26 protein-coding genes are annotated in these 22,809 nt (G+C 69.7%); 22 read left to right on the top strand and 4 right to left on the bottom strand.

All coding sequences use genetic code 11. The features are described 5' to 3' along the window. The first annotated feature begins 44 nt into the window (after positions 1 to 44). The 6 genes from VNW53_RS19210 (at position 45) to VNW53_RS19185 (ending at position 4,528) form a co-directional block, all read left to right on the top strand. On the top strand, positions 45 to 1,043 hold the full coding sequence (locus tag VNW53_RS19210; protein WP_325557636.1) for an alpha/beta hydrolase: 999 nt from the start codon (positions 45 to 47) through the stop codon (positions 1,041 to 1,043). A gap of 211 nt (positions 1,044 to 1,254) precedes the next feature. Next, positions 1,255 to 1,419, top strand: a complete 165-nt coding sequence (locus tag VNW53_RS19205; RefSeq protein WP_325557634.1) for a hypothetical protein — start codon at positions 1,255 to 1,257, stop codon at positions 1,417 to 1,419. A gap of 189 nt (positions 1,420 to 1,608) precedes the next feature. Beyond that, a complete protein-coding gene (locus VNW53_RS19200) occupies positions 1,609 to 2,397 on the top strand; it encodes a glucose 1-dehydrogenase (RefSeq protein WP_325557633.1) in 789 nt (262 codons plus the stop codon). An 11-nt stretch (positions 2,398 to 2,408) separates the two neighbouring features. Next, the gene (locus tag VNW53_RS19195) at positions 2,409 to 2,909 is read left to right on the top strand and encodes an ATP-binding protein (protein WP_325557631.1); all 501 of its coding nucleotides are present in this window, start codon (positions 2,409 to 2,411) and stop codon (positions 2,907 to 2,909) included. A 12-nt stretch (positions 2,910 to 2,921) separates the two neighbouring features. Further along, positions 2,922 to 3,563, top strand: coding sequence for a carboxymuconolactone decarboxylase family protein (locus VNW53_RS19190; protein ID WP_325557629.1), 642 nt, complete (start codon positions 2,922 to 2,924; stop codon positions 3,561 to 3,563). Beyond that, the gene (locus tag VNW53_RS19185; RefSeq protein WP_325557627.1) at positions 3,560 to 4,528 is read left to right on the top strand and encodes a quinone oxidoreductase family protein; all 969 of its coding nucleotides are present in this window, start codon (positions 3,560 to 3,562) and stop codon (positions 4,526 to 4,528) included. Before VNW53_RS19190 ends, VNW53_RS19185 begins: the two co-directional genes overlap by 4 nt. A gap of 17 nt (positions 4,529 to 4,545) precedes the next feature. Here VNW53_RS19185 and VNW53_RS19180 read toward each other — a convergent pair whose 3' ends face one another. Then, positions 4,546 to 5,178 carry a glutathione S-transferase family protein gene (locus VNW53_RS19180; protein WP_325557626.1) on the bottom strand — a complete coding sequence of 211 codons (633 nt, stop codon included), beginning with the start codon at positions 5,176 to 5,178 and terminating at the stop codon, positions 4,546 to 4,548. A 91-nt stretch (positions 5,179 to 5,269) separates the two neighbouring features. Between VNW53_RS19180 and VNW53_RS19175 the strand changes: the two genes are divergently transcribed. From VNW53_RS19175 to VNW53_RS19110, 14 genes are all read left to right on the top strand, one after another. Further along, complete coding sequence (locus VNW53_RS19175; RefSeq protein WP_325557625.1) at positions 5,270 to 5,647, top strand: nuclear transport factor 2 family protein; 378 nt, start codon at positions 5,270 to 5,272, stop codon at positions 5,645 to 5,647. Positions 5,648 to 5,842: 195 nt separating this feature from the next. After that, entirely contained in the window at positions 5,843 to 6,316 is a 474-nt protein-coding gene (greA, locus tag VNW53_RS19170) for a transcription elongation factor GreA (protein WP_325557623.1), read from the top strand. 10 nt (positions 6,317 to 6,326) lie between these two features. Next, a complete protein-coding gene (locus tag VNW53_RS19165) occupies positions 6,327 to 7,310 on the top strand; it encodes a mitochondrial fission ELM1 family protein (RefSeq protein WP_325557622.1) in 984 nt (327 codons plus the stop codon). A 110-nt stretch (positions 7,311 to 7,420) separates the two neighbouring features. Further along, entirely contained in the window at positions 7,421 to 9,619 is a 2,199-nt protein-coding gene (locus VNW53_RS19160; protein WP_325557620.1) for a calcium-binding protein, read from the top strand. Between the two features lie 99 nt (positions 9,620 to 9,718). Next, the gene (gene pseG, locus VNW53_RS19155) at positions 9,719 to 10,753 is read left to right on the top strand and encodes a UDP-2,4-diacetamido-2,4,6-trideoxy-beta-L-altropyranose hydrolase (RefSeq protein ID WP_325557618.1); all 1,035 of its coding nucleotides are present in this window, start codon (positions 9,719 to 9,721) and stop codon (positions 10,751 to 10,753) included. A gap of 78 nt (positions 10,754 to 10,831) precedes the next feature. Then, positions 10,832 to 11,956 (top strand): DegT/DnrJ/EryC1/StrS family aminotransferase, encoded by a 1,125-nt coding sequence (locus tag VNW53_RS19150; protein ID WP_325557616.1) that lies wholly within the window; start codon positions 10,832 to 10,834, stop codon positions 11,954 to 11,956. Positions 11,957 to 12,030: 74 nt separating this feature from the next. After that, positions 12,031 to 12,693 carry an acetyltransferase gene (locus VNW53_RS19145; protein ID WP_325557614.1) on the top strand — a complete coding sequence of 221 codons (663 nt, stop codon included), beginning with the start codon at positions 12,031 to 12,033 and terminating at the stop codon, positions 12,691 to 12,693. A 10-nt stretch (positions 12,694 to 12,703) separates the two neighbouring features. After that, positions 12,704 to 13,636, top strand: coding sequence for a hypothetical protein (locus VNW53_RS19140; protein WP_325557613.1), 933 nt, complete (start codon positions 12,704 to 12,706; stop codon positions 13,634 to 13,636). After that, positions 13,633 to 14,391, top strand: a complete 759-nt coding sequence (locus tag VNW53_RS19135; protein WP_325557612.1) for a TylF/MycF/NovP-related O-methyltransferase — start codon at positions 13,633 to 13,635, stop codon at positions 14,389 to 14,391. Before VNW53_RS19140 ends, VNW53_RS19135 begins: the two co-directional genes overlap by 4 nt. Then, positions 14,388 to 15,179, top strand: coding sequence for a phytanoyl-CoA dioxygenase family protein (locus VNW53_RS19130; protein WP_325557611.1), 792 nt, complete (start codon positions 14,388 to 14,390; stop codon positions 15,177 to 15,179). The genes VNW53_RS19135 and VNW53_RS19130 overlap by 4 nt, the downstream gene beginning before the upstream one ends. Continuing rightward, positions 15,176 to 15,925, top strand: a complete 750-nt coding sequence (locus VNW53_RS19125; protein WP_325557610.1) for a class I SAM-dependent methyltransferase — start codon at positions 15,176 to 15,178, stop codon at positions 15,923 to 15,925. The genes VNW53_RS19130 and VNW53_RS19125 overlap by 4 nt, the downstream gene beginning before the upstream one ends. Next, positions 15,926 to 16,798 (top strand): phytanoyl-CoA dioxygenase family protein, encoded by an 873-nt coding sequence (locus VNW53_RS19120; RefSeq protein ID WP_325557609.1) that lies wholly within the window; start codon positions 15,926 to 15,928, stop codon positions 16,796 to 16,798. It abuts the gene before it with no gap. A gap of 12 nt (positions 16,799 to 16,810) precedes the next feature. Further along, complete coding sequence (locus tag VNW53_RS19115) at positions 16,811 to 17,464, top strand: WbqC family protein (protein ID WP_325557607.1); 654 nt, start codon at positions 16,811 to 16,813, stop codon at positions 17,462 to 17,464. A gap of 53 nt (positions 17,465 to 17,517) precedes the next feature. Beyond that, positions 17,518 to 19,227, top strand: coding sequence for a hypothetical protein (locus VNW53_RS19110; RefSeq protein ID WP_325557606.1), 1,710 nt, complete (start codon positions 17,518 to 17,520; stop codon positions 19,225 to 19,227). Between the two features lie 6 nt (positions 19,228 to 19,233). Here VNW53_RS19110 and VNW53_RS19105 read toward each other — a convergent pair whose 3' ends face one another. The 3 genes from VNW53_RS19105 to VNW53_RS19095 all read right to left on the bottom strand — a co-directional run bounded on the left by VNW53_RS19105 (position 19,234) and on the right by VNW53_RS19095 (position 21,550). Then, positions 19,234 to 20,178 carry a phytanoyl-CoA dioxygenase family protein gene (locus tag VNW53_RS19105; RefSeq protein ID WP_325557605.1) on the bottom strand — a complete coding sequence of 315 codons (945 nt, stop codon included), beginning with the start codon at positions 20,176 to 20,178 and terminating at the stop codon, positions 19,234 to 19,236. A gap of 66 nt (positions 20,179 to 20,244) precedes the next feature. Beyond that, complete coding sequence (gene pseI, locus VNW53_RS19100) at positions 20,245 to 21,300, bottom strand: pseudaminic acid synthase (protein ID WP_325557603.1); 1,056 nt, start codon at positions 21,298 to 21,300, stop codon at positions 20,245 to 20,247. 52 nt (positions 21,301 to 21,352) lie between these two features. Then, on the bottom strand, positions 21,353 to 21,550 hold the full coding sequence (locus VNW53_RS19095; RefSeq protein WP_325557601.1) for a hypothetical protein: 198 nt from the start codon (positions 21,548 to 21,550) through the stop codon (positions 21,353 to 21,355). 33 nt (positions 21,551 to 21,583) lie between these two features. On the opposite strand from VNW53_RS19095, the gene trxB reads away from it, so the two are divergent. Further along, on the top strand, positions 21,584 to 22,615 hold the full coding sequence (gene trxB, locus VNW53_RS19090) for a thioredoxin-disulfide reductase (protein WP_325557599.1): 1,032 nt from the start codon (positions 21,584 to 21,586) through the stop codon (positions 22,613 to 22,615). 4 nt (positions 22,616 to 22,619) lie between these two features. Beyond that, positions 22,620 to 22,809, top strand: a 190-nt coding sequence (locus VNW53_RS19085) for a hypothetical protein (RefSeq protein WP_325557598.1), incomplete at its 3' end; no start/stop codon positions are given.

Here is a 22,809-nt window from a genome sequence, read left to right as displayed (position 1 = left end):
CTTTTCGCCGTGATAGCCTTCCCGCAACAGGGCGGGAGGCGACGATGGTTCGGGCTTGGCTGGCGGCGGTGCTCGCCTTGGCTTTGGCGGGGGCGGCCCAAGCGCAGGGCAAACTCGAGACCGTGGAGCTGGCGACCCGGCTCGTTCCCTCCCCGGCCAAGTACACGGTGCTGCTGCCGCCAGGCTACGACGCCGCCAAGCCTTCAGCCTATCCGCTGGTCCTGCTGCTGCACGGCGGGGACGGCGACAACGGTTTCCTGGCGCGGATGCGGCCGACCATCGAGGCGGCCTGGGCCGCGGGCGACCTGCCGCCGGCGGTGGTCGTGACGCCGGACGTCCATCGTTCGCTCTACATGGACTTCCACGACGGCTCCCAGAAATGGGAGACCTACATCGTCAGCGAATTGATCCCCGACATTCGCCATCGCTACCGCGTCTCGGCCGATCGGCGTCAGACGGTGGTGACGGGCATTTCCATGGGCGGCCTGGGCTCCCTGCGGCTGGGCTTCGACCATCCGGAGATTTTCGGGGGCCTGGCTTCGCTGGAGGCCGGGATCGAGCCGGCGCTCAGCTTCGAGGACGTGAAGATGCGCAACCGCTTCCAGCGCGACGACGCCTTCTTCAAGTCGATCTTCGGCGATCCGGTCGACCGCGCCTTCTGGAAGAAGGCCAACCCCGCCAACATGGCCATCGACAACCGCGCCGCGATCCTGGGCGACGGCCTGCAGATCTACATCGAGGCCGGCGACCTGGACATGTTCCACCTCGACGAGGGCAACGAGTTCCTCCACCGCGTGCTGTGGGACCACCAGATCCCGCACGAGTACCGGCTGGTCCATGGGGCGGACCACCTGGGCAAGTCGCTGTCGCCCCGGTTGCGCGACGGATTCCGCTTCCTGACCGCCCACGTCCTGGCCCCGCCGCCCCCAGACACCAGCTTCGCGGCCGGTAAGGCCACGATCGACGCCCTGCGGCGCAAAATGGGGGTCAAGGACGACGAGCCGCGCCCGCCGTTCCCGTCCACCGCAACTCCGAAATCCTGAACCGGAATCCGACGTTCGACGAACAAGCTCAAGCTTATTGTTTGACGCGGAGTCGCCATGAGCGCAGATTCCCACGCAGAAGCCTGGCTGAAGCAGGCGTACGGGCGCGCTCCGGCGGCCCCAGAATAGACCGGCCGGAACGACGCCGCGTGGCGTCTGCCGCAGTCTGGCGGGGGCGAAGAACCCCCAAGCAGATTGGGAAGGACGCTCTATGCACTCTGATCAACCGGAAGTCCGGCATCACAAGAACAAGCACGTGGCCGAGCGGTTCGAGGGTCTCCTCGGAAAGCTGATGGTCGCGGCCATCGTCGTGCTGGCGATCGGCATGGTCTACGCCATCGCCACCGGCGACCCGACGCCGACCTGGATGCGCTGAGGCCCAAGGGCCCTCCCCACTCGCGTTGAACCGACGCGGGCGGGTGAGAGGGCCCCTCGACACTCGCTGACGCCGGCGCAGAAGGCGCCGCCGTCGGCGCCGCCAACCGTCCAGAATGGGCCGAGAGGCCCCTGGCGGGAGTTTGCGCCCTGAGCTAGGCCTCCGTTCAACGAAAAGAGGAGGACGGACATGGCGGGGCGCGTTGCGGGCAAGGTGGCGCTGGTCACCGGCGGGGCGAGCGGCATCGGGCGCGGTTGCGCCGAGGTCCTGGCCGCGGAAGGCGCGGCGGTCGTGGTCACCGATGTGCAGGATGCACGGGGCGCCGACGCCGTGGCCGCCATTGAGGCCGCCGGCGGCCGGGCGGCCTACCTCCATCACGACGTCACCGACGAGGCCGCCTGGGCAGAGGTGATCGCCCAGGTGAAGGCCCGGCATGGCCGCCTCGACATCCTGGTCAACAACGCCGGCATCGCGATCAGCGGGTCGGTCGTCGAGATGAGCCTGGCCGACTGGCGCCGCCAGACCGCGGTCAACCTGGACGGCGTCTTCCTGGGCGTGAAGCATTCGATCCCGCTGATGCGCGCCTCCGGCGACGGCGGCAGCATCGTCAACATGTCCTCGGTCGCCGGGCTGAAGGGCTCGGCGATCCTGGGCGGCTATTGCGCCACCAAGGGCGGGGTGCGGCTGTTCACCAAGGCCGTCGCCATGGAGTGCGCCAACGCCAAAGACGGCATCCGGGTGAACTCGGTCCATCCGGGGATCATCGAGACGCCGATCTGGATGAGCATCCTCAATCCCGAGACGCCCGGGGCCAACGCGCCGCCCGACCTGGACGCCATGTCGGCCATGGCGGTGCCGCTCGGCGTGAAGGGGCTTCCGCAGGACATCGCCAACGGCGTGCTGTGGCTGGCCAGCGATGAGAGCCGCTATGTCACCGGCGCGGAACTGGTGATCGACGGCGGGCTCACGGTCCGCTAGCAGACCGGACCATGACGGCGACCCTGAACGTTATCTTCGGCCCCTGCGGCGCGGGAAAGACCACCTACGCCCACGCCTTCGCGCGGCGGGAGAAGGCGGTGGCCTTCATCCTCGACGACTGGATGGCGCGCCTCTTCGGCGCCGACATGCCCGAGCCGATCCAATATGAATGGATGCTGGAGCGAGTCGGCCGCTGCGAGGCGCAGATCTGGTCGGTCTCGGCCGGAACCATCGCGGCGGGCACATCGGTGATCCTGGACATCGGGCTGATGCGAAAGGCCGACCGCGAGCGGGTGCGCCAGATCGCCGAGGCCACGGACCTGCCGCTGCAATGGCACTTCGTCGACGCCCCGGCCGAGGTGCGCCGGGCCCGGGTCTCGGGCCGCAATGTGGTGCGCGGCGAAAGCTTCGCTATCGAAGTCTCGCCGGACATGTTCGACTTCATCGAAGGCGTCTACGAACCGCCGGAACCGGCCGAACTGACCGGGGCCGTCATGAGCCTCAGCGACTAGGAGACGAGCATCATGGGCAAGGCGACCGGCCCGGTCTTCGCCGCCGCCATGGGACTGGGCGTCGCCGCCGGCGCCGCGGGCGCGGCCGAGCGGTTCCCGACCCTCGCGCCCGACCAGATGACGCCGGCCCAGCGCAAGGTCGCCGAGGCGATCGTGGCCGGCCCCCGCAAGAGCCTCGGCGGGCCGTTCAACGCCTGGCTGCGCAGCCCCGAGCTCGCCGACAAGCTGCAGCAGGTGGGCGAGCACCTGCGCTTCCACTCCAGCGTGCCGGCGCGGCTGAACGAGTTCGCCATCCTGATCACCGCGCGCGCCTGGGACGCCGACTACGAATGGTCGGCGCACTATCCCCTGGCGATCAAGGCGGGGCTGAAGCCCGCGATCGCCGCTGACCTGGCCCGGGGCCGGCGCCCCGCCGGAATGGCCGCCGACGAGACCGCGGTCTACGACTTCGTCACCGAGCTTCGCCGCACCCACCGCGTCAGCGATTCGACCTACGCCGCTGCTCAGAGCCTGCTGGGCGACCAGGGCGTCGTCGATCTGGTGGCGCTGAGCGGCTACTACGACCTGGTCTCGATGACCCTGAACACGGCGCAGGTGGCCGCCCCGGCGGATGGACCGCGGCTGCCGCCCGCCGCGAAGGGGCGCGCAAGATGAAGGCCTATATCCTCACCGACCAGGGCCCGGCGATGCGCGACACGCCGAAGGTCTCGCCGCGGCCGGGGCAGGTGTCGGTCAAGGTCGAGGCCAATGGGCTCAACCGCGTCGACCTGGGCATGGCCACCGGCGCCCTGCATGGCGCGCGCGGCGGCATCGGCGCCGTGCTGGGCTCGGAGTGGGCCGGCGTCATAGACGCGGTCGGCCCCGGCGTGACCGAGTTCAAGGAAGGCGACCGGGTGATGGGCGCCAGCGCCAGCGCCTTCGCCGAGTATGTCGTCGCCCACGCCGCCCACGTTCTGCCGATCCCTGACGCCATGGGCTTCGAGGACGCGGCCTGCTTTCCCGTGGGCCTGAGGACCATGCACGACGCCATCGTCACCGTCGGCAAGCTCGAGCCAGGCCAGGCGGTGATGATCCAGGGCGCGTCGTCCGGCGTCGGCATCCTCGGCCTGCAGATCGCCAAGGTGCTGGGCGCAGGCGCGGTGATCGGCTCGTCCACCAACGCCGAGCGGCGCGCCAGGCTGGCCGACTACGGGGCGGACCTCGCGGTCGACTCCGCCGACGACGGCTGGGTGGACCAGGTGATCGAGTTCACCAAGGGGGTCGGCGTGGACCTGATCGTCGACCAGGTGTCCGGCGGGGTGGTGAACGGCAACATGCGCGCCGCCAAGCTGGAGGGCCGGATCGTCAACGTCGGGCGGCTGGGCGGGATGCGCAGCGAATTCAACGCCGACCTGCACGCGTTACGCCGCATCCACTACCTGGGCGTCACCTTCCGCACCCGCACCCTGGATGAGATCGGGGAGATCAACCGCCGCGCCTCGGAAGACCTCGGCGGGCCGCTGGCGGCCGGGCGGCTGAAGATGCCGATCGACGAGGTCTTCGCCTTCGCCCAGGTCGAGCAGGCCATGGGCAAGATGGCCCGCAACCAGCACTTCGGGAAGATCGTCCTGCGGCACTGAAGGGTTCGTGGATCTTCCTACGCCAGGGCGGCGTAGAACTGGCCCGGCCAGGTGGCGTCGGCGGCGCGGTGGTAGGCCCCGCGCTCGGTGAGGCGGTCGTTGTAGTCCAGCAGGGTCGGAACCTCGGGCAGGACCTTCCGGTAGAGCAGGCGCGACAGCGTGCCGCCCAGCACCACGTCGGCCCCGGAAAAGCGGTCGCCCAGCAGGTAGCGCCGATCCTTCAGCACGCCGGTCAGCACCGCGACCATGTCGTCGAAGGCGCCGAAGCTGAAGTCGAAGCCAGGCAGGTCGATCTTCTTCTCGTGCAGGGTGGCGACCGGGTCGACCACGGCGGTGGAGAACACCATCCACTTCAGGTAGGCGCCGCGGTCGGCGTCCTCGATCCGAGGCGCGAGGGTCCCATAGCCGTAGCGGTCGGCCAGGTAGATGGCGATCGCCGGGTTCTCGCTGACCACGACCTCGCCGTCGGTCAGGGTGGGCACCTTGCCGGCCGGATTGAGCTTCAGATAGGCTGGCGACTTCTGCTCGCCCTTGCGGATGTCGATGGTCTTGACCTTGAAAGGCAGGCCCAGCTCTTCCAGCATCCAGTAGGCGGTGAAGGCGCGGCTGGCCGGCGAATGGTACAGGGTGATGCCGCGGGGCCTCGCCATGGGGTTCAGGTCTCCAGATCGTCCGACGCAGGGGGTTGCGCCTAAGCTAGGGCGCGCCCACCTCTCCCGCCACCCCAGGAGCCTCTGCAAAATGCCCACCCGCGAGCGCGTCCAGGCCTTTGTCGCCCTTGTGGAGGCCGCCCGCTACGTCGAGGCGCTGGAGCAGTTCTACCATCCGCACGCCACCATGCAGGACAACCAGCAGGCGCCGCGCGTCGGGCTGGAGCGGCTGATCGCCGACGAGAAGGCGACCATGGCCCGGTTCGCCCACATGCGGACCGACCCGGTCACCGACCTGCTGGTCGACGGGGACAAGGTGGTGATCCGCTGGCGCTTCACCTTCACGCCCGCCGAAGGCCCGCCGATCGTCATGGAGGAGCTTACCCTGCAGCGCTGGGAGGGCGAGCGCATCGCCGAGGAACGATTCTTCTACGATCCGCGCCAGACCCGGCCGGCGGCCGCGGCGTGACGACGAGGGTCACGATCAGGTCGCAAAGGTTCGTCAGACTTCGCGGATCGACTCGCAGCGGCGTTCATGGAGCGCGGCTACGGGTCGCCTTGCGTTTTGCGGCGCACAATTCTATCCTCTTTCCCCCCGGACGCCTGCGCCCGCGGCCGGCATTTGCGAACTTCCAACTTAGGGCGAACTCGAGTCACCACCCTCATGGATAAAGTCCCGATGACCGCCGAGGGCTACCATGCCCTCGACGAAGAGTTGAAGCGTTTGAAGACCGTCGAACGGCCGGCTGTAATCGCCGCCATCGGCGAAGCGCGCGCGCACGGCGACCTGTCGGAGAACGCGGAATACCACGCCGCCAAGGACCGCCAGGGCTGGATCGAAGGCCAGATCGCCGAGATCGAGGACAAGATGGCGCGCGCCCAGGTGATCGACGTCTCGAAACTTTCGGGCAAACAGGTGAAGTTCGGCGCCACCGTCAGCGTGATCGACGAGGACACCGAGGAAAAGGCCCGCTACCAGATCGTCGGCGAGCACGAGGCCGACGTCCGCAAGGGCCGGGTGTCGATCACCTCGCCGATTGCGCGCGCCATGATCGGCAAGGAGAGCGGCGACGTGGTCGAGGTGAACACCCCCGGCGGCGTCAAGGCCTACGAGATCACCAAGGTGGAGTGGGTCTGAACCACGCCTGATGACCGGGGGGTCTGCTTCGCCGCTGACGATCTGGGCCGTCTCGGACGGGCGCGTCGGGATCGAGGCCCAGGTGCTGGGCCTGGCGGAGGCTGTTGCGCGCGAGCGCTCTGCGGAGATCGCCGTCAAGCGGATCGGCTGGAAATGGGGCCTGGGCCGCCTGCCCTGGTGGGCCATCCCGCTCTGGGCGCTCAGCGCCGACCGTCCCATCGCGCCGCCATGGCCGGACATCTGGATCGGCGCCGGGCGCGCCACCCTGCCGCTCTCCGCCCGCATGCGCCGCTGGTCGGGCGGCAAGACCTTCGTGGTCCAGACGCAGGATCCGCGCGGCGCCGTGGCCGCCCTGGACCTGGTGGTCCCGCCGGCGCACGACGGCCTGACCGGCGACAACGTCCTGCCGATCGTGGGCGCCCCCAACCGGCTGCACGCGGAGGGCTTCCGCCGCGACCTGGCGCGGTTCGGGCCGCGGATCGAGGCCCTGCCGCACCCGCGCGTGGCGATGATCGTCGGCGGCAAGTCCAAGACCCACGACCTGCCGCCGAGGCGCGCCAGGGCCATGGCCGCCGAGGTCGCCCGGGCCGTGCGCGCGGCCGGCGGCTCGCTGCTGCTCAGCTTCACCCGACGCACCCCTGCCGCGGCCCGCGCGATCCTGACGCAGGGCCTGGCGGACCTGCCCGGCTGGATCTGGGACGGCGAGGGCGAGAACCCCTACTTCGCCTTCCTGGCCGCCGCCGACGCCATCCTGGTCACCGGCGACTCCACCAACCTCGCCACCGACGCGGCGGCGACGGGCAAGCCGGTTCACGTCCTGCGCATGGCCGGCGGGGGCGGGAAGTTCGGGCGATTTCACCTGGACCTGCAACGGCGCGGAATCGCCCAGCCGTTCGAAGGGCGGTTCGGCGATTGGCGCTATCCCCCGCTCGACGAAACAAACCGCGCCGCGCGAGAGCTTTTGCACCGTTTCGACGCGAGAAAGTCCGCCTGACTCCCCGATAGCGCGGCTTGCGTGATGGTAAACAAGGCCGCAAGTTGGCAAGACTTTCGCAACACCATCGCGGCATGGTGGCGCAAACTTTTTGAGTCGGGGAAATCAACGTGGCCACCTTCTTCTTCGATCAGATGACGCAGGCGAATGCCGACGCGTTCAACAATGCGACGGACACGATCATCTTCCGCACCGGCTCGGCCTCGCAGGCGACGGTGCTGTTCAATCCGCTGACCTTCAACGGCCCGCCCAGCGTCACCCTGTCCTTCGGCGGCAACAGCGTGGTCTTCGCCAACGACGGCGCGGCGGTCCGCGGCCTGGCGGCGAGCGGCCACTTCCTCTTCCCTGACTCCTCCGAGCTGTTCATCGGCACGAACGGCAACGACGGGCCCATCACCGGGACGGCCGGTTCGGACGCCCTGTTCGGCAGCGGCGGCGACGACACCCTGTCGGGCGGTACGGGCGGCAACGACCTGCTGCAAGGCAACCAGGGCAATGACTCGCTCGTCGCCAGCACGGGCCTGAACACCATCTTCGGCGGCCAGGGCGACGACAGCATCGACATGTCCGCGGCCGGCAAGTCGGCGACGGCCACCAACTTCGCCCAGGGCAACCTCGGCAACGACACCATCATCGGCAGCGCCAACGCCGACACCATCCTGGGCGGCAAGGGCGACGACAGCATCTCGGCCACCACGGGCTCGGCCGCCGACTTCCTGGACGGCAACCTGGGCGACGACACCATCAACGCGGCCGGCTCGACTGGCGCGGACACCCTCGCCGGCGAGGATGGCGACGACAAGCTCACCGGCAACAATGGCGGCGACTCCCTCGACGGCGGCAACGGCGACGACACCATCGCCGGCGGCACGGGCGACGACACCATCTCGGCGGGCGCCGGGGCGGACAAGGTGACCGACGCCGGGGGCAAGAACCTTGTCGACCTGGGTGCGGGCGCGAACACCTACGTCGGCAGCGGCGCGGGGTCCGACACCATCACCGGCGGCAATGACGGCAACACCATCACCCTCGGCGCGTCGCACAGATCCGACGTGGTCAACACGGGTACGGGCAACGACTCCGTCATCGGCGGCGTCGGCGGCGACACGATCAACGTCAGCGACGGCTCCAACACCGTCACCGGAACCGGCGCGCTGGGCGACACCATCACCTCGGGTGCGGGCGCGGACAGCATCACGACCGGGGCCGGGGACGACAATATCTCCGCCGGCGGCGGCGCCAACACGATCATCTCCGGGGGCGGTTCGGACACCATCACCGCGGGCGCCGGCGCCAACACGGTCACGGGCTCCGGCCTGATCACGCTGGGCGACGGCGGCGACACCGTCACCGCGGCCGGGACCAGCACCATCACCACCGGCGCGGGCAACGACTCGATCACCAGCGCCGGCCACGATTCGATCAACGCCGGGGCCGGCAACAACACCCTCGTCGAGAGCGCGGGTCACGACACCCTGGTGACCGGCGGCGGCAACGACACCGTCACCCTGAGCGGCAGCGGTGTGAACGTCGTCAGCCTGGGCGAGGGCAGCAACACCGCCACCGAGAGCGGCACGACGGGCGGCGACACCATCACCGGCGGCAGCGGCGGCAACCAGATCGACGTCCACACCGTCACCGGCAACGACAGCATCGCCACCGGCGCGGGGGCCGACACCATCACCGGCGGCAGCGGCACCGACGTCATCTCGGCCGGCGCCGGCAACGACAGCATCACCTGGACCGGCCAGGGCGCGGTGCAGGGCGGCGACGGCAACGACACCATCACCGCCGGCACGGTCGGCTCGCTGATCGACGGGGGCAACGGCGCCGACTCGATCACCGGCAGCACCGCCGCCGACACCATCACCGGCGGCGCGGGCGACGACATCATCGTCGGCCACGGCGGCGCCGACGTGCTGAGCGGCGGCGGCGGCAGCGACACCTTCAAGTTCGCCGCGGCGGACTCGCTGGTCAGCGCCGGCGCGAACGGGATCGTCTCGATCACCGACTGGAACAACACCGACTCGCTGCAGTTCACGGGCGGCGGCGGCGCGGTCGGCACCGGGGTCGGCTTCTACCACAACGACACCCTGACGGCCTCGAACTTCAGCGCCGCCATGACGACCGCCGACACCCAGATCAATTCGGCGCACGGGGGAACCGACAAGTACGCGGCGGTCCAGGTGGGCGCCAATGTCATCATCTTCGTGGACACCACCGGCGACCACCACATCACCTCGGCGGACGAGGCGATCATCCTGACCGGCAGGTCGCTGACCGACGTCCTGGCCACCGACTTCATCTGACGGCCACAAAGTCCTGATCTTGCGGGGGCCGCTCTTCGGGGCGGCCCTTTGCGTTTGCGCCTAGGGTGTCGGGCTCGATTCGTGTGGGAGACGTCGGTCATGAGCGGACCCAGCATCCTGTTCGTCGCGGACGCCGGTCCGACGGTCGGCGGCGGCCATGTCATGCGCTCGCTCACCCTGGCGGGGGCGCTGAGCGGCCAAGGCGCCGCCTGCCGGTTCGTCGCCCCGCCGCCGGTCGAGGCGATCCTGGCGGCCTTCGCGCCGGAGACCGCGCGGACGCCTGCGGCCTCCACCTCGTCCGGCGATCTGGCCCACGCGGCCCGCGAGGCGCGGTTCGACGCCGTGGTTTTCGACCACTACGGGCTGTCCGAGGACGACCATCGGGCCATCGCCCAGGGCCGCCCGGTGCTGGTGATCGACGACCTCGCCGACCGGCCGCTGGGCGCGGACCTGCTGCTCGACTCCGGCCCCGCGCGGCGCGCCGAGGATTATGACGGCCTGACGCCCGAGGGCGTGCGCCTGCTGCTGGGGCCGCAGTACGCGCCGGTGCGGCCCGAGTTCGCGGCCCTGCGCGAGACCGCGCTCGGCTGGCGCGGCGAGCCGGTGGGCAGGGTGCTGGTCTCGCTCGGCCTCACCGATGTCGACGGGATCACCGGGCGGGTCGTCGAGCGCCTGCGGCCCAAGGTCAGCGAGGTCGGCATCGATGTGGTCCTGGGCGCCGAGGCGCCCAGCCTCGCCAGCCTGAGCAAGATCGCCCGGCGCGACACCCGCATCGTCCTGCACGTCGACAGCCCGCACATGGCGCGGCTGACCGCCGAGGCGGACATCGCCATCGGGGCGGCCGGATCCTCCACCTGGGAACGCTGCGCCCTGGGCCTGCCGACCCTGATGATCGTGCTGGCCGAGAACCAGCGCGCTGCGGCCCGGACCCTGGCCGAGCGCGACGCGGCCCTCACCCTCGACGCCGGCGACCCGGCCTTCGACGCCGGCTTCGACCGGGCGCTGAGGCGGCTGACCACCGACACGGGCCTGCGCCGCCAGTTGGCCGCCGCCAGCGCCGAACTCTGCGACGGCCTGGGCGCGCCACGGGTGGCGGAGACCTTTCTGAGGCTGATCGCGGCCAGGAGCGGTTAGGGGACTTCGCCCGCCCTAATCCGTCGTTAACCGCAAGCATGTTGCCGTGCCGGCTGGAGTTTTCCGGAGGATCGGCGCGTGGCGCTTCCCATGGCACGACCGCAGCAACAACCGCAGGCCGCGCCCATCGCGGTGGCGCGCCCGCGCCTGCCCGCGGCCGAGACGATCCTGCCCTACCTGCAGCGCCTCGACGAGGCGCGCTGGTATTCCAATTTCGGCCCCCTGCTCACGGAGCTCGAGCAGCGCCTGTCCGCACGGTTCGCGCGGCCGACACAGGCGATCACCGTGGCCAACGCCACCCAGGCCCTGTCGCTCGCCCTGAGGGCCATGGACCTGGCGCCCGGCGGCTATGTGGCGCTGCCCGCCTGGACCTTCGTCGCCACCGCCCACGCGGTCATCCAGGCGGGGCTGAGGCCCTGGTTCCTGGACGTGGACGCGGCGACCTGGATGCTCGACCCGGCGCGGGTCGAGGCTCTGGCCCCGAACCTGAACGGCGAGATCGTCGCGGCGATCCCGGTCTGCGCCTTCGGGGCGATGCCGGACCTGGACGCCTGGATCGCGTTTCGCGAGCGCACCGGCGTGCCGGTCCTGGTGGACGCCGCGGCCTGTTTCGACACCCTTTCCGACGCGCGCCTGCCCTCCGTCGTCAGCCTGCACGCCACCAAGGTGCTGGGCCTTGGCGAGGGCGGCTATCTCGCCACCGAAGACGCCGCCCTGGCGGCCGGCGTGCGCAAGCTTTCCACCTTCGGCTTCGAAGGCAGCCGCGAGAGCCTGATTCCCGCCACCAATGCCAAGCTCTCCGAATACGCCGCCGCCGTGGGCCTGGCGGCGCTCGACGGCTGGCCGGGCGACCGCCTGCGGTGGATGCGTACGGCCCAGCACCTGCGGATCGCCCTGATCGGGCTGCCCGAGGTCACGTTCCAGCCCGGCTGGGGCTCCGATTGGGTCACCAGCGTCTGCACCGTGGGCCTGCCGCGCGGCGCAGCCGATCAGGTCGCCGAACGCCTGCGGCGTCACGGCGTCGACACCCGCCAGTGGTGGGGCGGCGGCTGCCACGCCAGCCGCGCCTTCGCGGGTTGCCGGCGCGAAGCCCTGCCGGTCACTGAGGCCCTGGCCGGCTCGACGCTGGGGTTGCCATTCTCCATCGACATGGAGGACCATGAGATCGCCCGCGTGGCCGCCGCCCTCCGGGACGCCCTGTAGAAATCCTGCCGGCCGTTAACCCTATCGTAGCCGGCCCCCGCGAGACTTCTTCCAGTTGTCTTAGGGCGCATGCCATGCGGGACGTCGTCATCTTCGGAATGGGTCAGGTCGCGGAGGTGATCCACCACTACCTCACCGAGGAAGGCGGCCGGACCGTCGTCGCCTTCACCGTCGACGCCGCCTTCCGCACCGCCGACGAGGTGCTGGGCGTCCCGGTCGTCGACTTCGAGGACATAGAGCGGCGCTATCCGCCCGAGACCCACGAGATGTTCGTGGCGGTCAGCTTCAAGGGCGTGAACAAGCTGCGCGAGGCCAAGGTGGCCGAAGCGGAGGGCAAGGGCTACGCCCTGACCAGCCACCTGAGCCCGCGCGCCAGCGCCTGGTCGAAGCTGGTGATGCAACCCAACACGATCATCATGGAAAACAACGTCATCCAGCCGTTCGTGACCATCGGACGCAACGTGATCATGTGGTCGGGCAACCACATCGGCCACCACAGCCGGATTGGCGACAACTGCTTCATCGCCTCCCACGCCGTGATTTCCGGCAACTGCGAAATCGGGGCCGGAACCTTCATCGGCGTGAACGCCACCCTGCGCGACAACATCAACATCGGCGCTCGCAACGTGATCGGCGCCGGAACCCTGATCCTGCAATCCTCGGCCGACAACGCCGTCTTCGTCGGACCCGCCACACAGGCCGCCAAGGTCACCAGCGACCGGCTCCGGTCGATCTGAGGCCGCGGGGATGGGCTGGCGCATCATGGGGCGAATCTTCGATCCCTCCGAACACGACTGGGCCGGCACCCACGCCCAGGTGCCGACCGCCCTGGCCTATGAGGACAAGGTCCGCATCTTCTACGCCGACCGCTTCGCCGATGGACGCAGCTACACCACCTATCTGGACGTGGACCGTGCGGACCTCGGGCGGGTGGTCTACCACCACAAGGAGCCGATCCTGCCGTTCGGGGCGCCTGGGACCTTCGACGATGACGGCGCCATGCCGAGCTTTCCGGTGCGCGGCGAGGACGGGCGGGTTCTGCTCTACTACAGCGGCTGGAACCGCGGGGTGACCGTGCCCTACCGCAACTCCGTCGGCATCGCGGTCAGCGACGACGACGGCTCGAGCTTTCGCCGGCTCTACGAGGGCCCGGTCCTCGATCGGAGTCCGCTGGAGCCCTACATCGCCGTCACGCCCTCCCTGCTCAAAGAAGGGGATCTCTGGCGGATGTGGTACATCTCCGGCGTCCGCTGGGTGGAGGTCGAGGGCAGGTTCGAGCCCGTCTATGTCATCAAGTACGCCTCGTCGGCCGACGGGGTGAGCTGGGACAGGCCCAACCGCCTCTGCATCCCGCCGGCGCACGACCGTGAGGCCTTCTCCCATCCCACCGTGATCCGCGACGGCGAGCGTTATCGCATGTGGTACTGCTTTCGGAACTCCGAGGACTACCGCGACGGCGCGGGCGCCTACCGGATCGGCTATGCGGAATCCGTCGACGGCCTCGACTGGCGGCGGATGGACGAGGCCTGCGGCCTGCCGATCGGCCAGGCCGACTGGGCCTCCACCATGACCTGCTATCCTTTCGTGACCCAGATCGACGGCCGGACCGTCATGTTTTTCAACGGCAATGGATTTGGCCGCACCGGCTTCGGCTGGGCCGTGCTGGAGGAGCCCGCATGAGCGACGAAGCGGCCGTCGAGGCGACCACCGCCCAGGGCGAGGCCTTCGGGTTTCGGGCGCGATTGGGCGAGATGATGCAGGCTTCGCCGCTGGCGCCGGACGAACTGATGTTCAACCTCGGGCTCTATGTCCGCAGTTCGCTGCTGGTGAAGTTCCTGGTGCTGCACGACGTCTATCGGCGCATCCAGCATATCCCGGGCGCGCTCATCGAGTTCGGCACCTGGCGCGGCCAGAACCTGGTGCTGCTGGAGAACCTGCGCGCCATCCACGAGCCGTTCAACAAGCAGCGGACGATCATCGGCTTCGACACCTTCTCCGGCTATCCGGAGGAGGCCGGCATGGCGGCCAAGTCGACCGAGACGCACGGCGGCTACGACACCGGCCGGACCTACCCCGACTATCTCGGCGAACTGCTGCAGGTTCACGAGGGGATGAACGCCTTCGGCCACCTGCGGGGCAACCACCGGCTGATCGCCGGCGACGTCTGCGAAACCGCGCCCAAGTATTTCGCCGACCACCCGGAAACCCTGGTGGCCTTCGCCTTCTTCGACATGGGCCCGTACGAGCCGACCGCGGCGGCGTTACAGGCGATCCTGCCGCACATGATGCCGGGCAGCGTCCTGCTGTTCGACGAACTCACCTGGGCCGGCGCGCCGGGCGAGGCCATCGCGTTCAAGGAGGCCTTCCGCGACCGCCCCTACAAGATCGAGAAGTGCCAGTTCTATCCGTCCAAGTCGCTGGTCACCCTGACATGAAGCTCAGCCTCAGCCTGGAAGAGTTCAACGAACGCATGGCCGAACGCGGCTGGGCGGTCTTCGAGGCCGCCGTCGGCCCGGCCATGGCGCAGCGGATGGCCGACGACCTGGAGGCGGCCTGGGAGGTCTGCCGCTCGGTCCAGGAGAAGAACGGCGTGGCCACCGACGCCGATCGCACGGTCCACCACCTGATCGGCATCCGGCCGAGCTTCCTGGACTACCTCGACGAGAGCGAAGCGCTGGATCCCTATTACGAGGCCTATTTCGGCGGCCGCTATATCCTGAATTCCTACGGCGGGGCGATCAACACCCGCGGCCGGACCAACTACGCCCAGCGCGTCCACCGCGACATCCGCTCCTTTTCCGGCGACATGCCGCTGTTGCTGAACACCCTGGTGATGCTGGACGACTTCACGCCCGACAACGGCGCGACCTACATGCTGAGCGGCTCGCACAAGGCGGCCGCGAAGCCCGCGGACGACGATTTCTACGCCCGCGCCGAGCGGGCCGTGGGGCCGGCCGGCAGCGTCCTGGTCTTCAACTCCAACGTCTGGCACGCCGGCGGCGACAACACGACCGACCGCACCCGCCGGTCGGTCACGCCGATGTACTGCCGGCCGTTCATCAAGCAGCAGTTCGACTATCCGCGCGCGCTGGGCTACGACGCCGGCCCGCAGCTTCGCCCCTACACGCGCCAGGTCGTCGGCTACAACGCCCGCGTCCCGGCCAACCTCGACGAATGGTACCAGCCGCCCGAGCGGCGCATGTACCGGGGCGACCAGGGATGACCGCCGCCCGCGACCTGAACCGCGAATTCGCCGACACCGAGGCGCGAAAGTACGCCTACGACTTCGACTACCGCATGCACGGCTACATGCTGCGCGCCTTCGAAGGGAAGCTGCCCGCCGGCCGCGCGCTGGAAATGGGCTGCTTCGAGGGGGAGTTCACCAAGCGGCTGGCGGCGATCTACGAGGACCTGACGACGGTCGAGGGCTCCAGCGACTTGATCGCGGTCGCGCGGACCGCCGCGCCGGCGCGGGTGAGCTTCGTGCTGAGCCGCTTCGAGGACTTCCAGCCCGCGCAGCCCTTCGACGCCATCTTCCTGACCCACACCCTGGAACATCTGGACGAGCCGGTGGAGATGCTGCGTCGCATCGGGACCTGGCTCGCTCCCACGGGCCGCCTCTTCGTGGTCGTGCCCAACGCGAACGCCGCCTCGCGCCAGATCGCCGTGGCCATGGGCCTGATCTCGCACCCCACCGCCGTGACGCCGGGCGAGTTCGACCATGGCCATCGGCGGACCTACGACCTGCCGGCGCTCGCCGCGCACGTCCATGAGGCGGGCCTGCGCGCGGTGGAGACAGGCGGGGTGTTCTTCAAGCCTTTCGCCAACTTCCAGTTGGACAAGCTGCTGGCCAGCGGGGCCATCGGCGAGGACTACCTGGAGGGCTGCTTCAAGCTGGGCGGGCTCTATCCGGACCTCTGCGCCAGCATCTACGCCATCTGCGCCGCGCCAGGCGCCGGAGACACCTGAATGACCGAGCCTGTCCGCCTCCACGGCGCCGGAACGCGCGCCCGCGCCGACCGCGCCGCCTTCCTGCGTGATGGCTATGTCGTCGCCCGCGGCGTGCTCGACCCCGCGGCCCTCGAGGCGATCAACGCCGAGATGGGCGAGCTCTTCGCCCTGCAGCTCCGCCGCCTGGGCCTGCCGGTCGATCGGGGCCCTTCGCGCGAAGCCTGGCAAGCCAACGCCGCGCGCCTGTTGGCCGTGGATGTCGAGACCTACATCAACACGGCCCGGATGACCCAGATGCTGCCCTCGGCGCACCGGCTGATGGCCGGCGACGCCATCCTGGCGCTGGTCCGCGACCTGGGAATCGGCTTTCCGGTGGTCTCCACCCGGCTGTCCAACCACATCATGTCGGAGGCCCTGCGGATTCCCGGCGGCTACCACAAATCCCCGCCGCACCAGGATTGGCGAAGCATGCAGGGCAGCCTGGATTCGGTCGTCCTGTGGGCGCCCACCACGCCGGTCAGCGAGGCCTCCCACCCCCTGCAGGTGGTCCCCCGATCGCACCTGATGGGCCTGCTCGACACCGTCGAACACATCATGACCCCCACGGTCAGCGATCCCCGCATCACCGAGGACAGCTACCTGTCGCTGCCGATGCAGCCCGGAGACGTCGTCGCCTTCTCCTCGTTCCTCGTCCACCGGACGGGCGAAGCCGGCGACGGCCTGGTGCGGATCGCCTTCAGCACCCGCTACAACAACGCCGAAGAGCCGACCTATGTCGAGCACGGCTACCCGACGCCCTACAAATACTCGTACCGGACCGACCTCATGGTTCCCGACTTCCCCAAGGCGGCGGACATCGCGCGGATATTCCCCGACGCGACCGGCGACTGAGTCCCGCCGGCGATGACGGCCATCGCGATCATGCAGCCCTACTTCCTGCCCTATGCAGGCTATTTCCGGCTGATCGCCCAGACCGACCTGTTCGTCATCTACGACTGCGTGCAGTTCCCCCGGCGGGGCTGGGTCCATCGCAACAAGCTGATGGACGCGCAGGGGCAGGAGCAGTGGATCACCCTGCCTCTGACGCCCGCGCCGCAGGGCGTGCTGATCGCCGACCTGGCGTTCGCGGACGGCGCGGCGGGCGCGATGGCCGAGCGCCTGCGCCCCTTCCCCGTAGCTTCGCGCGGCGGAGCGCACGCCGCGCTGCTGGACCAGGTCCGCCGACTGGAGGGCCGGCCGGTCGACTATATCGCGGGCCTGCTGGAGCAGGCGTCGGCGCAGTTGGGACTCGCCTGGAACGTGGTCCGCTCGTCATCGCTAGGGGTGCCGCCCAGCTTTCGGGGCCAGGAGCGCATCCTGGAGATCGCGCGGCGGCTCGGCGCCACGCGTTATCTGAACGCGCCGGGCGGACGCGAGCTCTACGACCCGGACGCCTTCGCCGCCGCGAGCGTCGAGCTCGTGTTCCTCGACCCCTGGGCCGGGGCCGGCGGTTCGATCCTGCAGCGTCTCGCCGACGACGACCTGGCGGCGCTGAGCGATCAGGTTCGGCATGGTTAACGGCTCCTCAATCGAGCCCCTGGATAGTCGCGGCGCATGACCCGGAGAGACTCATGAGCGCGCAGACGTCCCTTCAGGGCGACACCGACGACCTGGCGGCGGGCGTCGCGGCCTTTTGGGCCGGAGATCTGGCCGCGGCCATCGCCCGGCTGCAGGCCCGGGTCCTACAGGAGCCTGCCGACTACGAGGCGCGCTACTGGCTGGCCAGCGCCGCCGGCGCGGCGGGGGCCGCCGACCAGGCGGCGAGCCTCCTCGCCGACGCCCGCGGCCTGCACGCCCATGTCCAGCTCATGGCCCACGACGTCGACGTGGCGCGGCTGCGCATCGACAAAGCCTACGCCGCCCAGATCGGCCGCAACTGCTACGCGCACAAGCTGATGGCCGCGGCCAGCGACAGCCTCGGCCGCGCCCTGGATTTCGACAACCTCGATCCGAACCTGATGGTGAGCTACGGCCTGTCGCTGCAGCATCAGGGGCGCATCGCCGAGTCCATCGAGGTCTTCACCGCCGCTTCCGAGGTGTTTTCCATCCCGTCGGTGCACCAGTTCCTGCTCTACCCGCTGTTCTATGTCGAGGACCGGATGGCGCGGGTCTCCGCCGAGAGCCGGCGCTGGGGCGAGCTCTATGCGCCGCCGCCGCACACGCCGCCGCCGCCCTTCGCCAATTCCCGCACCGCCGACCGGCGCCTGAGGATCGGCTACGTCGGCCCGAGCTTCACGAAGAACCAGGTGGCCCCTTCGACCGTGCCCGTCTTCGAGGCGCACGATCCGGCCGCGGTGCAGGTCTTCCTCTATTCGCCCGATCCCGCCGCCGAAGGCCCGCTGCCGGACATCTGCACCGTGCGTCGGATCGGCGACCTGAGCGACGAGGAGGTCTGCGCCCTGATCCGCCGGGACCGGATCGACGTGCTGGTGGACGTCTGGGGCCACACCGCGGGCAGCCGTCTGCGCATGTTCACCCTGCGGCCCGCGCCGATTCAGCTCGGCTGGATCAACTTCATGCAGACCACGGGCCTGACCTGCATGGACTACGTGATGCACGCCGACTCGATGGAGGTCCCCGGCACCGAGGCCTATTTCACCGAGGAGATCTGGCGGACGGGCGAGATCATGGCGCCCTATCGCCCTGGCCCCGACCGGCACGAGCCGGTTCCCACGCCGGCGCTCAAGAACGGCTACGTCACCTTCGGCTCGTTCAACAACCCGGCCAAGCTGAACGACGCCACAGTCACGGCCTGGGGCGCGATCCTGAAGGCCCGACCGAACGACCGGCTGGTGCTGAAGTACGGCCTGTTCGTCGACCCGGTGCTGCAGCGGGTGACCCAGGCGCGGTTCGCGATGCACGGGGTGCGGCCCGACCAGCTGGAGTTCCGCGGCCATACGACCGGGGCCGACTACACGCGGGAGTTCCTCGACATCGACCTCGCGCTCGATCCTTCGCCGGTTCCGGGCGGCACCACCACGGTGGACGCCATCGCCAACGGCACGCCGGTGCTCGTGCTGAAGGGCGACGACTTCTACGCCCGCACTCCGCTGCCGCTGTTGCTGCCCTGCGGCCTCGACGAGCTGGTGGCCGACAGTTGGAGCGCCTACGTGGAGAAGGCGCTGGCGTTGACCGAGGATTTTGCGGCCCTGGACCGGTTGCGCGCCACGATCCGGCCGGCGTTCGACGCCTCGCCCTATCGCGACGAAGTGGGCTTCACGCGCCGCCTGGAGGCCGACTACCGGCGCATGTTCCAGCGCTGGCTGGACAAGGCCAGCTAGCCGCCCTCAGGCCCGGTTGACCGTGTTGGCCTTGATCGCCGCCGAGCCGTCGGCGGCGAGGTCCGCGCGGGTGTCGGTGAGGCTCAAGGGGCCCTGCAGACGGGCGTTGACGGCGTCGAGGCCGGTGGGGCCGCCGTGGCGGCGCGCCACCAGGTAGCGCAACGAGATCCGCTCGTGGTCGGCGGCGTCCGGCTGGGTCCCGTGCAGGGTGCAGGCGTGCCACATGGCGGCGAAGCCGGCAGCGCCGGTCAGGACCTTCTGGCGGGCCACCACCTCGCCGTGCTCGCCGTTGCGGTAGAGCCAGTCGGTGTCCCCGATGCGGGTCAGGTTGTGCGGGAAGACCGAGCCGCCCAGCTTGTGACTGCCCTCCAGGAGGTAGAGCGGCGCGTCGGCGCGGGTCACCGGGTGCAGGTAGACGTAGAGGGTCAGGAAGTCGGCTTCGCGGGCCTTGTAGTCGATCAGGTCCTGGTGGAAGTCGATGCCGTAAAAGTAGGTCACGTCGCGGTATTGCGGTCGCACATAGGCGCCCAGGTTGTTCACCGGGTTGCCCAGGATGCGCTGGCGGAGCCATTCCGGCACGGAGGCCGCGGGCACGCCGCAGACCACCTTCTTGTTGAGGATCTCGTAGTCGGGGCCAAGCAGGGCGGTGATCCCTTCGACGATCTGGGGCGCCCGTTCGACGAAGCCCAGGCCGTCCTCCAGCCCCTCCAGCAGGTTGCGGCCGGGGCGCGGATTGACGCCGGTGTAGAGCGGATCGGCGTCGAACTCGGCCTCGCTGAGGAACAGGTTCGCCCCGAAGTCGCGCGTCGCGCGGATGCGGGCCAGGAGCTCGGCGCAGGCGCGCGTCTCCAGCGGCTCGTGGAAGAGATGGGCGCCGTCGCGGATGAAGTCCTCGACGACGGCCTCGGCCAGGGACGGCTCGAGGTCGCGGGGCTTCGGCATGGCGTTCATCGGACGATCTCCCGGAAACGGGAAATATCAGGCCGCGATTTGGCTGAATCCGCGGTTAACTTCTGGCTATCCAAGCATGTCCCAGGCGAGCGGTTCGCCGCGCGCCAGGTCGCGGGCGGCGGGTCGGCCCAGCACCTCGTCCAGGTGCGCCGGGGGCAGGCCGTGGCCGGGCCGCACCGAGCGGACGTTGGCCCGCGTCAGGGGCTCGCCGGCCCTGACGTCGGCGGTGACGTAGAGCGAGCGGCGGAACTGGCGGTTGGCGCGCTCCGAGCCCAGCACGTCGTAGTGGGCGCGGCCGAGCGCCGTCCAGGCGTCCTTGCAGTCGCGCACCAGGCTCGTGAACTCCACCGGCTCCAGGCTGAAGGCGGCGTCCGGGCCACCATCGGAACGGGCCAGGGTGAAATGCTTTTCGATGACGCTGGCGCCCATGGCGATCGCCGCCACCGAGGCCGCCGAGCCGTGGGTGTGGTCGGAGAGGCCGATCGGGCTGTCGAACCGCCGGGCCATGTCGGCGACGGTGCGGACGTTGGCGTCGGCGAGGTCGGCCGGATAGCTGGAGACACAGTGCAGCAGCACCACGCCCGCCGCGCCGCCCTCCAGCGCCGCCGTCCGGGCCGCCTCGATCTCGGCCAGGTTGGCCATGCCGGTGGAGATGATCAGCGGCTTGCCCCTGGCCGCGGCGTAGCGGATCAGCGGCAGGTCGACGGCCTCGAAGGAGGCGATCTTGTAGGCCGGCGCACCCAGGCCATCGAGCAGGTCGACGGCGGTCTCATCGAAGGGGCTGGAGAAGAGCGTCACGCCGCGCTCGGCGGCGCGGGCGAAAAGGGCGGCGTGCCACTCGTAGGGCGTCTGGGCCTCGCGGTAGAGCTCGTGCAGGCTGCGCCCGTCCCACAGGCCGCCGGTGATCCTGAACTCCGGCCGGTCCACGTCGAGGGTGATGGTGTCGGCGGTGTAGGTCTGGATCTTGATCGCATCGCAGCCGGTGGCGGCGGCCGCATCGATCATGCTGAGCGCGCGCTCCAGGCTGCCGTTGTGATTGCCCGACAGCTCGCAGATGACGTAGGGCGGCTGGTCCGCGCCGATCCGGCGGCCGGCGATCTCGATATGGGGCGAGGCGCTCATCGCCGGGCAGTCTAGGCCTGGTGGCTGAAACGCGCGTTAACTAAGCCGGTTTTCAGAGCAAAGACGGCGGCGGCGACTCGCCCACGGCCTTCGGCCGGCTCCCGGCGACCAGACCCAGCGCAACGCCGGTGCCCAGGCCCACCATGGCCACCGCGGAAAACAGGCGAAGGCCGAGGCCCAGGGCCACGCCCGCGCCCACGGCGGCTCCGACCAGGCCGATGACGCCGGCGGTCTTCAATTCGTCTTGCATGCGGCGCTCCAGAATCGCACCTACATAAAGGCCATGGCTGAAGATCGTTCCGAACCCCGTCCCGACTCCAACGCAAGGGCCGTCCGCTGCCTGATCGTGGGCTCCGGCCCGGCCGGCTACACCGCCGCCGTCTACGCGGCGCGCGCGCTGCTGAACCCGGTGCTGATCCAGGGGATCCAGCCCGGCGGCCAGCTCACTATCACCACCGACGTGGAGAACTATCCGGGCTTCGCCGAGGTGATCCAGGGCCCCTGGCTCATGGAGCAGATGCAGGCCCAGGCCGCGCATGTCGGGACCGAGGTGATCAACGACATCGTGCTGAGCGCCGACCTGTCGAAGCGGCCGTTCCGGCTGACCACCGACAGCGGCCAGGTGTGGCTGGCCGAGACCCTGATCATCGCCACCGGCGCCCAGGCCAAGTGGCTGGGCCTGGCCTCGGAACAGACCTTCCAGGGCTTCGGCGTCTCGGCCTGCGCCACCTGCGACGGCTTCTTCTACCGCGGCAAGGAGGTGGTCGTGGTGGGCGGGGGCAACACCGCGGTGGAAGAGGCGCTGTTCCTGACCAACTTCGCCTCCAAGGTCACCGTCGTGCATCGCCGCGACGAGTTCCGCGCCGAGAAGATCCTGCAGGAGCGGCTGTTCCACCATCCCAAGATCGAGGTGATCTGGAACGCGGCCATCGACGAGGTGGTGGGCCAGGCCGATCCGGTGAGCGTCACCGGCGTGCGGCTGAAGGACGTGCGGACCGGCCAGACGCGGACCGTGCCCTGCGACGGCGTCTTCGTCGCCATCGGCCACGCTCCGGCCTCGGAGCTGTTCAAGGGCCAGCTGGAGATGGACGCCTCGGGCTATCTGAAGGTGAAGGCCGGCTCGGCCTCGACGGCGATCGAGGGGGTCTACGCCGCCGGCGACGTCACCGACGACATCTACCGCCAGGCGGTCACCGCCGCCGGCATGGGCTGCATGGCCGCGCTGGAGGCGGTGCGCTTCCTGGCCGAGGAAGACCACCGCAAGGCCCACCATCCGATCAGCCACCACGAGGCGGAGAAGATCGGCGTCTGGTGAGGCGATGATCCGCTACGCCAGGCCCGGCGACCGCGCCGCGATCGCCGAGATCCTGACCGCCGCCTTCGGGCGGGCCGACGAGGCGCGGCTGGTCGAACGGCTGCGCGCCGACGAGGACGCCATCTTCGAACTGGTCGCCGAGGAGGCCGGCGCGATTGCGGGCCATATCTTCTTCAGCCGCCTCTGGGCCGACC

It is taken from the genome of Phenylobacterium sp., assembly GCF_035569475.1.
In the GTDB taxonomy this organism is placed as follows: domain Bacteria; phylum Pseudomonadota; class Alphaproteobacteria; order Caulobacterales; family Caulobacteraceae; genus Phenylobacterium.
Note: the sequence above shows the minus strand (reverse complement) of the source record. Positions and strands in the feature narration are given on the sequence as shown.

What these genes read in the sequence shown, in the direction of transcription:
- VNW53_RS19210 (WP_325557636.1), top strand. Translation starts at nt 45, where the DNA reads ATGGTTCGGGCTTGGCTGGCGGCGGTGCTCGCCTTGGCTTTGGCGGGG.
- VNW53_RS19205 (WP_325557634.1), top strand. Translation starts at nt 1,255, where the DNA reads ATGCACTCTGATCAACCGGAAGTCCGGCATCACAAGAACAAGCACGTG.
- VNW53_RS19200 (WP_325557633.1), top strand. Translation starts at nt 1,609, where the DNA reads ATGGCGGGGCGCGTTGCGGGCAAGGTGGCGCTGGTCACCGGCGGGGCG.
- VNW53_RS19195 (WP_325557631.1), top strand. Translation starts at nt 2,409, where the DNA reads ATGACGGCGACCCTGAACGTTATCTTCGGCCCCTGCGGCGCGGGAAAG.
- VNW53_RS19190 (WP_325557629.1), top strand. Translation starts at nt 2,922, where the DNA reads ATGGGCAAGGCGACCGGCCCGGTCTTCGCCGCCGCCATGGGACTGGGC.
- VNW53_RS19185 (WP_325557627.1), top strand. Translation starts at nt 3,560, where the DNA reads ATGAAGGCCTATATCCTCACCGACCAGGGCCCGGCGATGCGCGACACG.
- VNW53_RS19180 (WP_325557626.1), bottom strand. Translation starts at nt 5,178, where the DNA reads ATGGCGAGGCCCCGCGGCATCACCCTGTACCATTCGCCGGCCAGCCGC.
- VNW53_RS19175 (WP_325557625.1), top strand. Translation starts at nt 5,270, where the DNA reads ATGCCCACCCGCGAGCGCGTCCAGGCCTTTGTCGCCCTTGTGGAGGCC.
- greA (WP_325557623.1), top strand. Translation starts at nt 5,843, where the DNA reads ATGGATAAAGTCCCGATGACCGCCGAGGGCTACCATGCCCTCGACGAA.
- VNW53_RS19165 (WP_325557622.1), top strand. Translation starts at nt 6,327, where the DNA reads ATGACCGGGGGGTCTGCTTCGCCGCTGACGATCTGGGCCGTCTCGGAC.
- pseG (WP_325557618.1), top strand. Translation starts at nt 9,719, where the DNA reads ATGAGCGGACCCAGCATCCTGTTCGTCGCGGACGCCGGTCCGACGGTC.
- VNW53_RS19145 (WP_325557614.1), top strand. Translation starts at nt 12,031, where the DNA reads ATGCGGGACGTCGTCATCTTCGGAATGGGTCAGGTCGCGGAGGTGATC.
- VNW53_RS19140 (WP_325557613.1), top strand. Translation starts at nt 12,704, where the DNA reads ATGGGCTGGCGCATCATGGGGCGAATCTTCGATCCCTCCGAACACGAC.
- VNW53_RS19135 (WP_325557612.1), top strand. Translation starts at nt 13,633, where the DNA reads ATGAGCGACGAAGCGGCCGTCGAGGCGACCACCGCCCAGGGCGAGGCC.
- VNW53_RS19130 (WP_325557611.1), top strand. Translation starts at nt 14,388, where the DNA reads ATGAAGCTCAGCCTCAGCCTGGAAGAGTTCAACGAACGCATGGCCGAA.
- VNW53_RS19125 (WP_325557610.1), top strand. Translation starts at nt 15,176, where the DNA reads ATGACCGCCGCCCGCGACCTGAACCGCGAATTCGCCGACACCGAGGCG.
- VNW53_RS19120 (WP_325557609.1), top strand. Translation starts at nt 15,926, where the DNA reads ATGACCGAGCCTGTCCGCCTCCACGGCGCCGGAACGCGCGCCCGCGCC.
- VNW53_RS19115 (WP_325557607.1), top strand. Translation starts at nt 16,811, where the DNA reads ATGACGGCCATCGCGATCATGCAGCCCTACTTCCTGCCCTATGCAGGC.
- VNW53_RS19110 (WP_325557606.1), top strand. Translation starts at nt 17,518, where the DNA reads ATGAGCGCGCAGACGTCCCTTCAGGGCGACACCGACGACCTGGCGGCG.
- VNW53_RS19105 (WP_325557605.1), bottom strand. Translation starts at nt 20,178, where the DNA reads ATGAACGCCATGCCGAAGCCCCGCGACCTCGAGCCGTCCCTGGCCGAG.
- pseI (WP_325557603.1), bottom strand. Translation starts at nt 21,300, where the DNA reads ATGAGCGCCTCGCCCCATATCGAGATCGCCGGCCGCCGGATCGGCGCG.
- VNW53_RS19095 (WP_325557601.1), bottom strand. Translation starts at nt 21,550, where the DNA reads ATGCAAGACGAATTGAAGACCGCCGGCGTCATCGGCCTGGTCGGAGCC.
- trxB (WP_325557599.1), top strand. Translation starts at nt 21,584, where the DNA reads ATGGCTGAAGATCGTTCCGAACCCCGTCCCGACTCCAACGCAAGGGCC.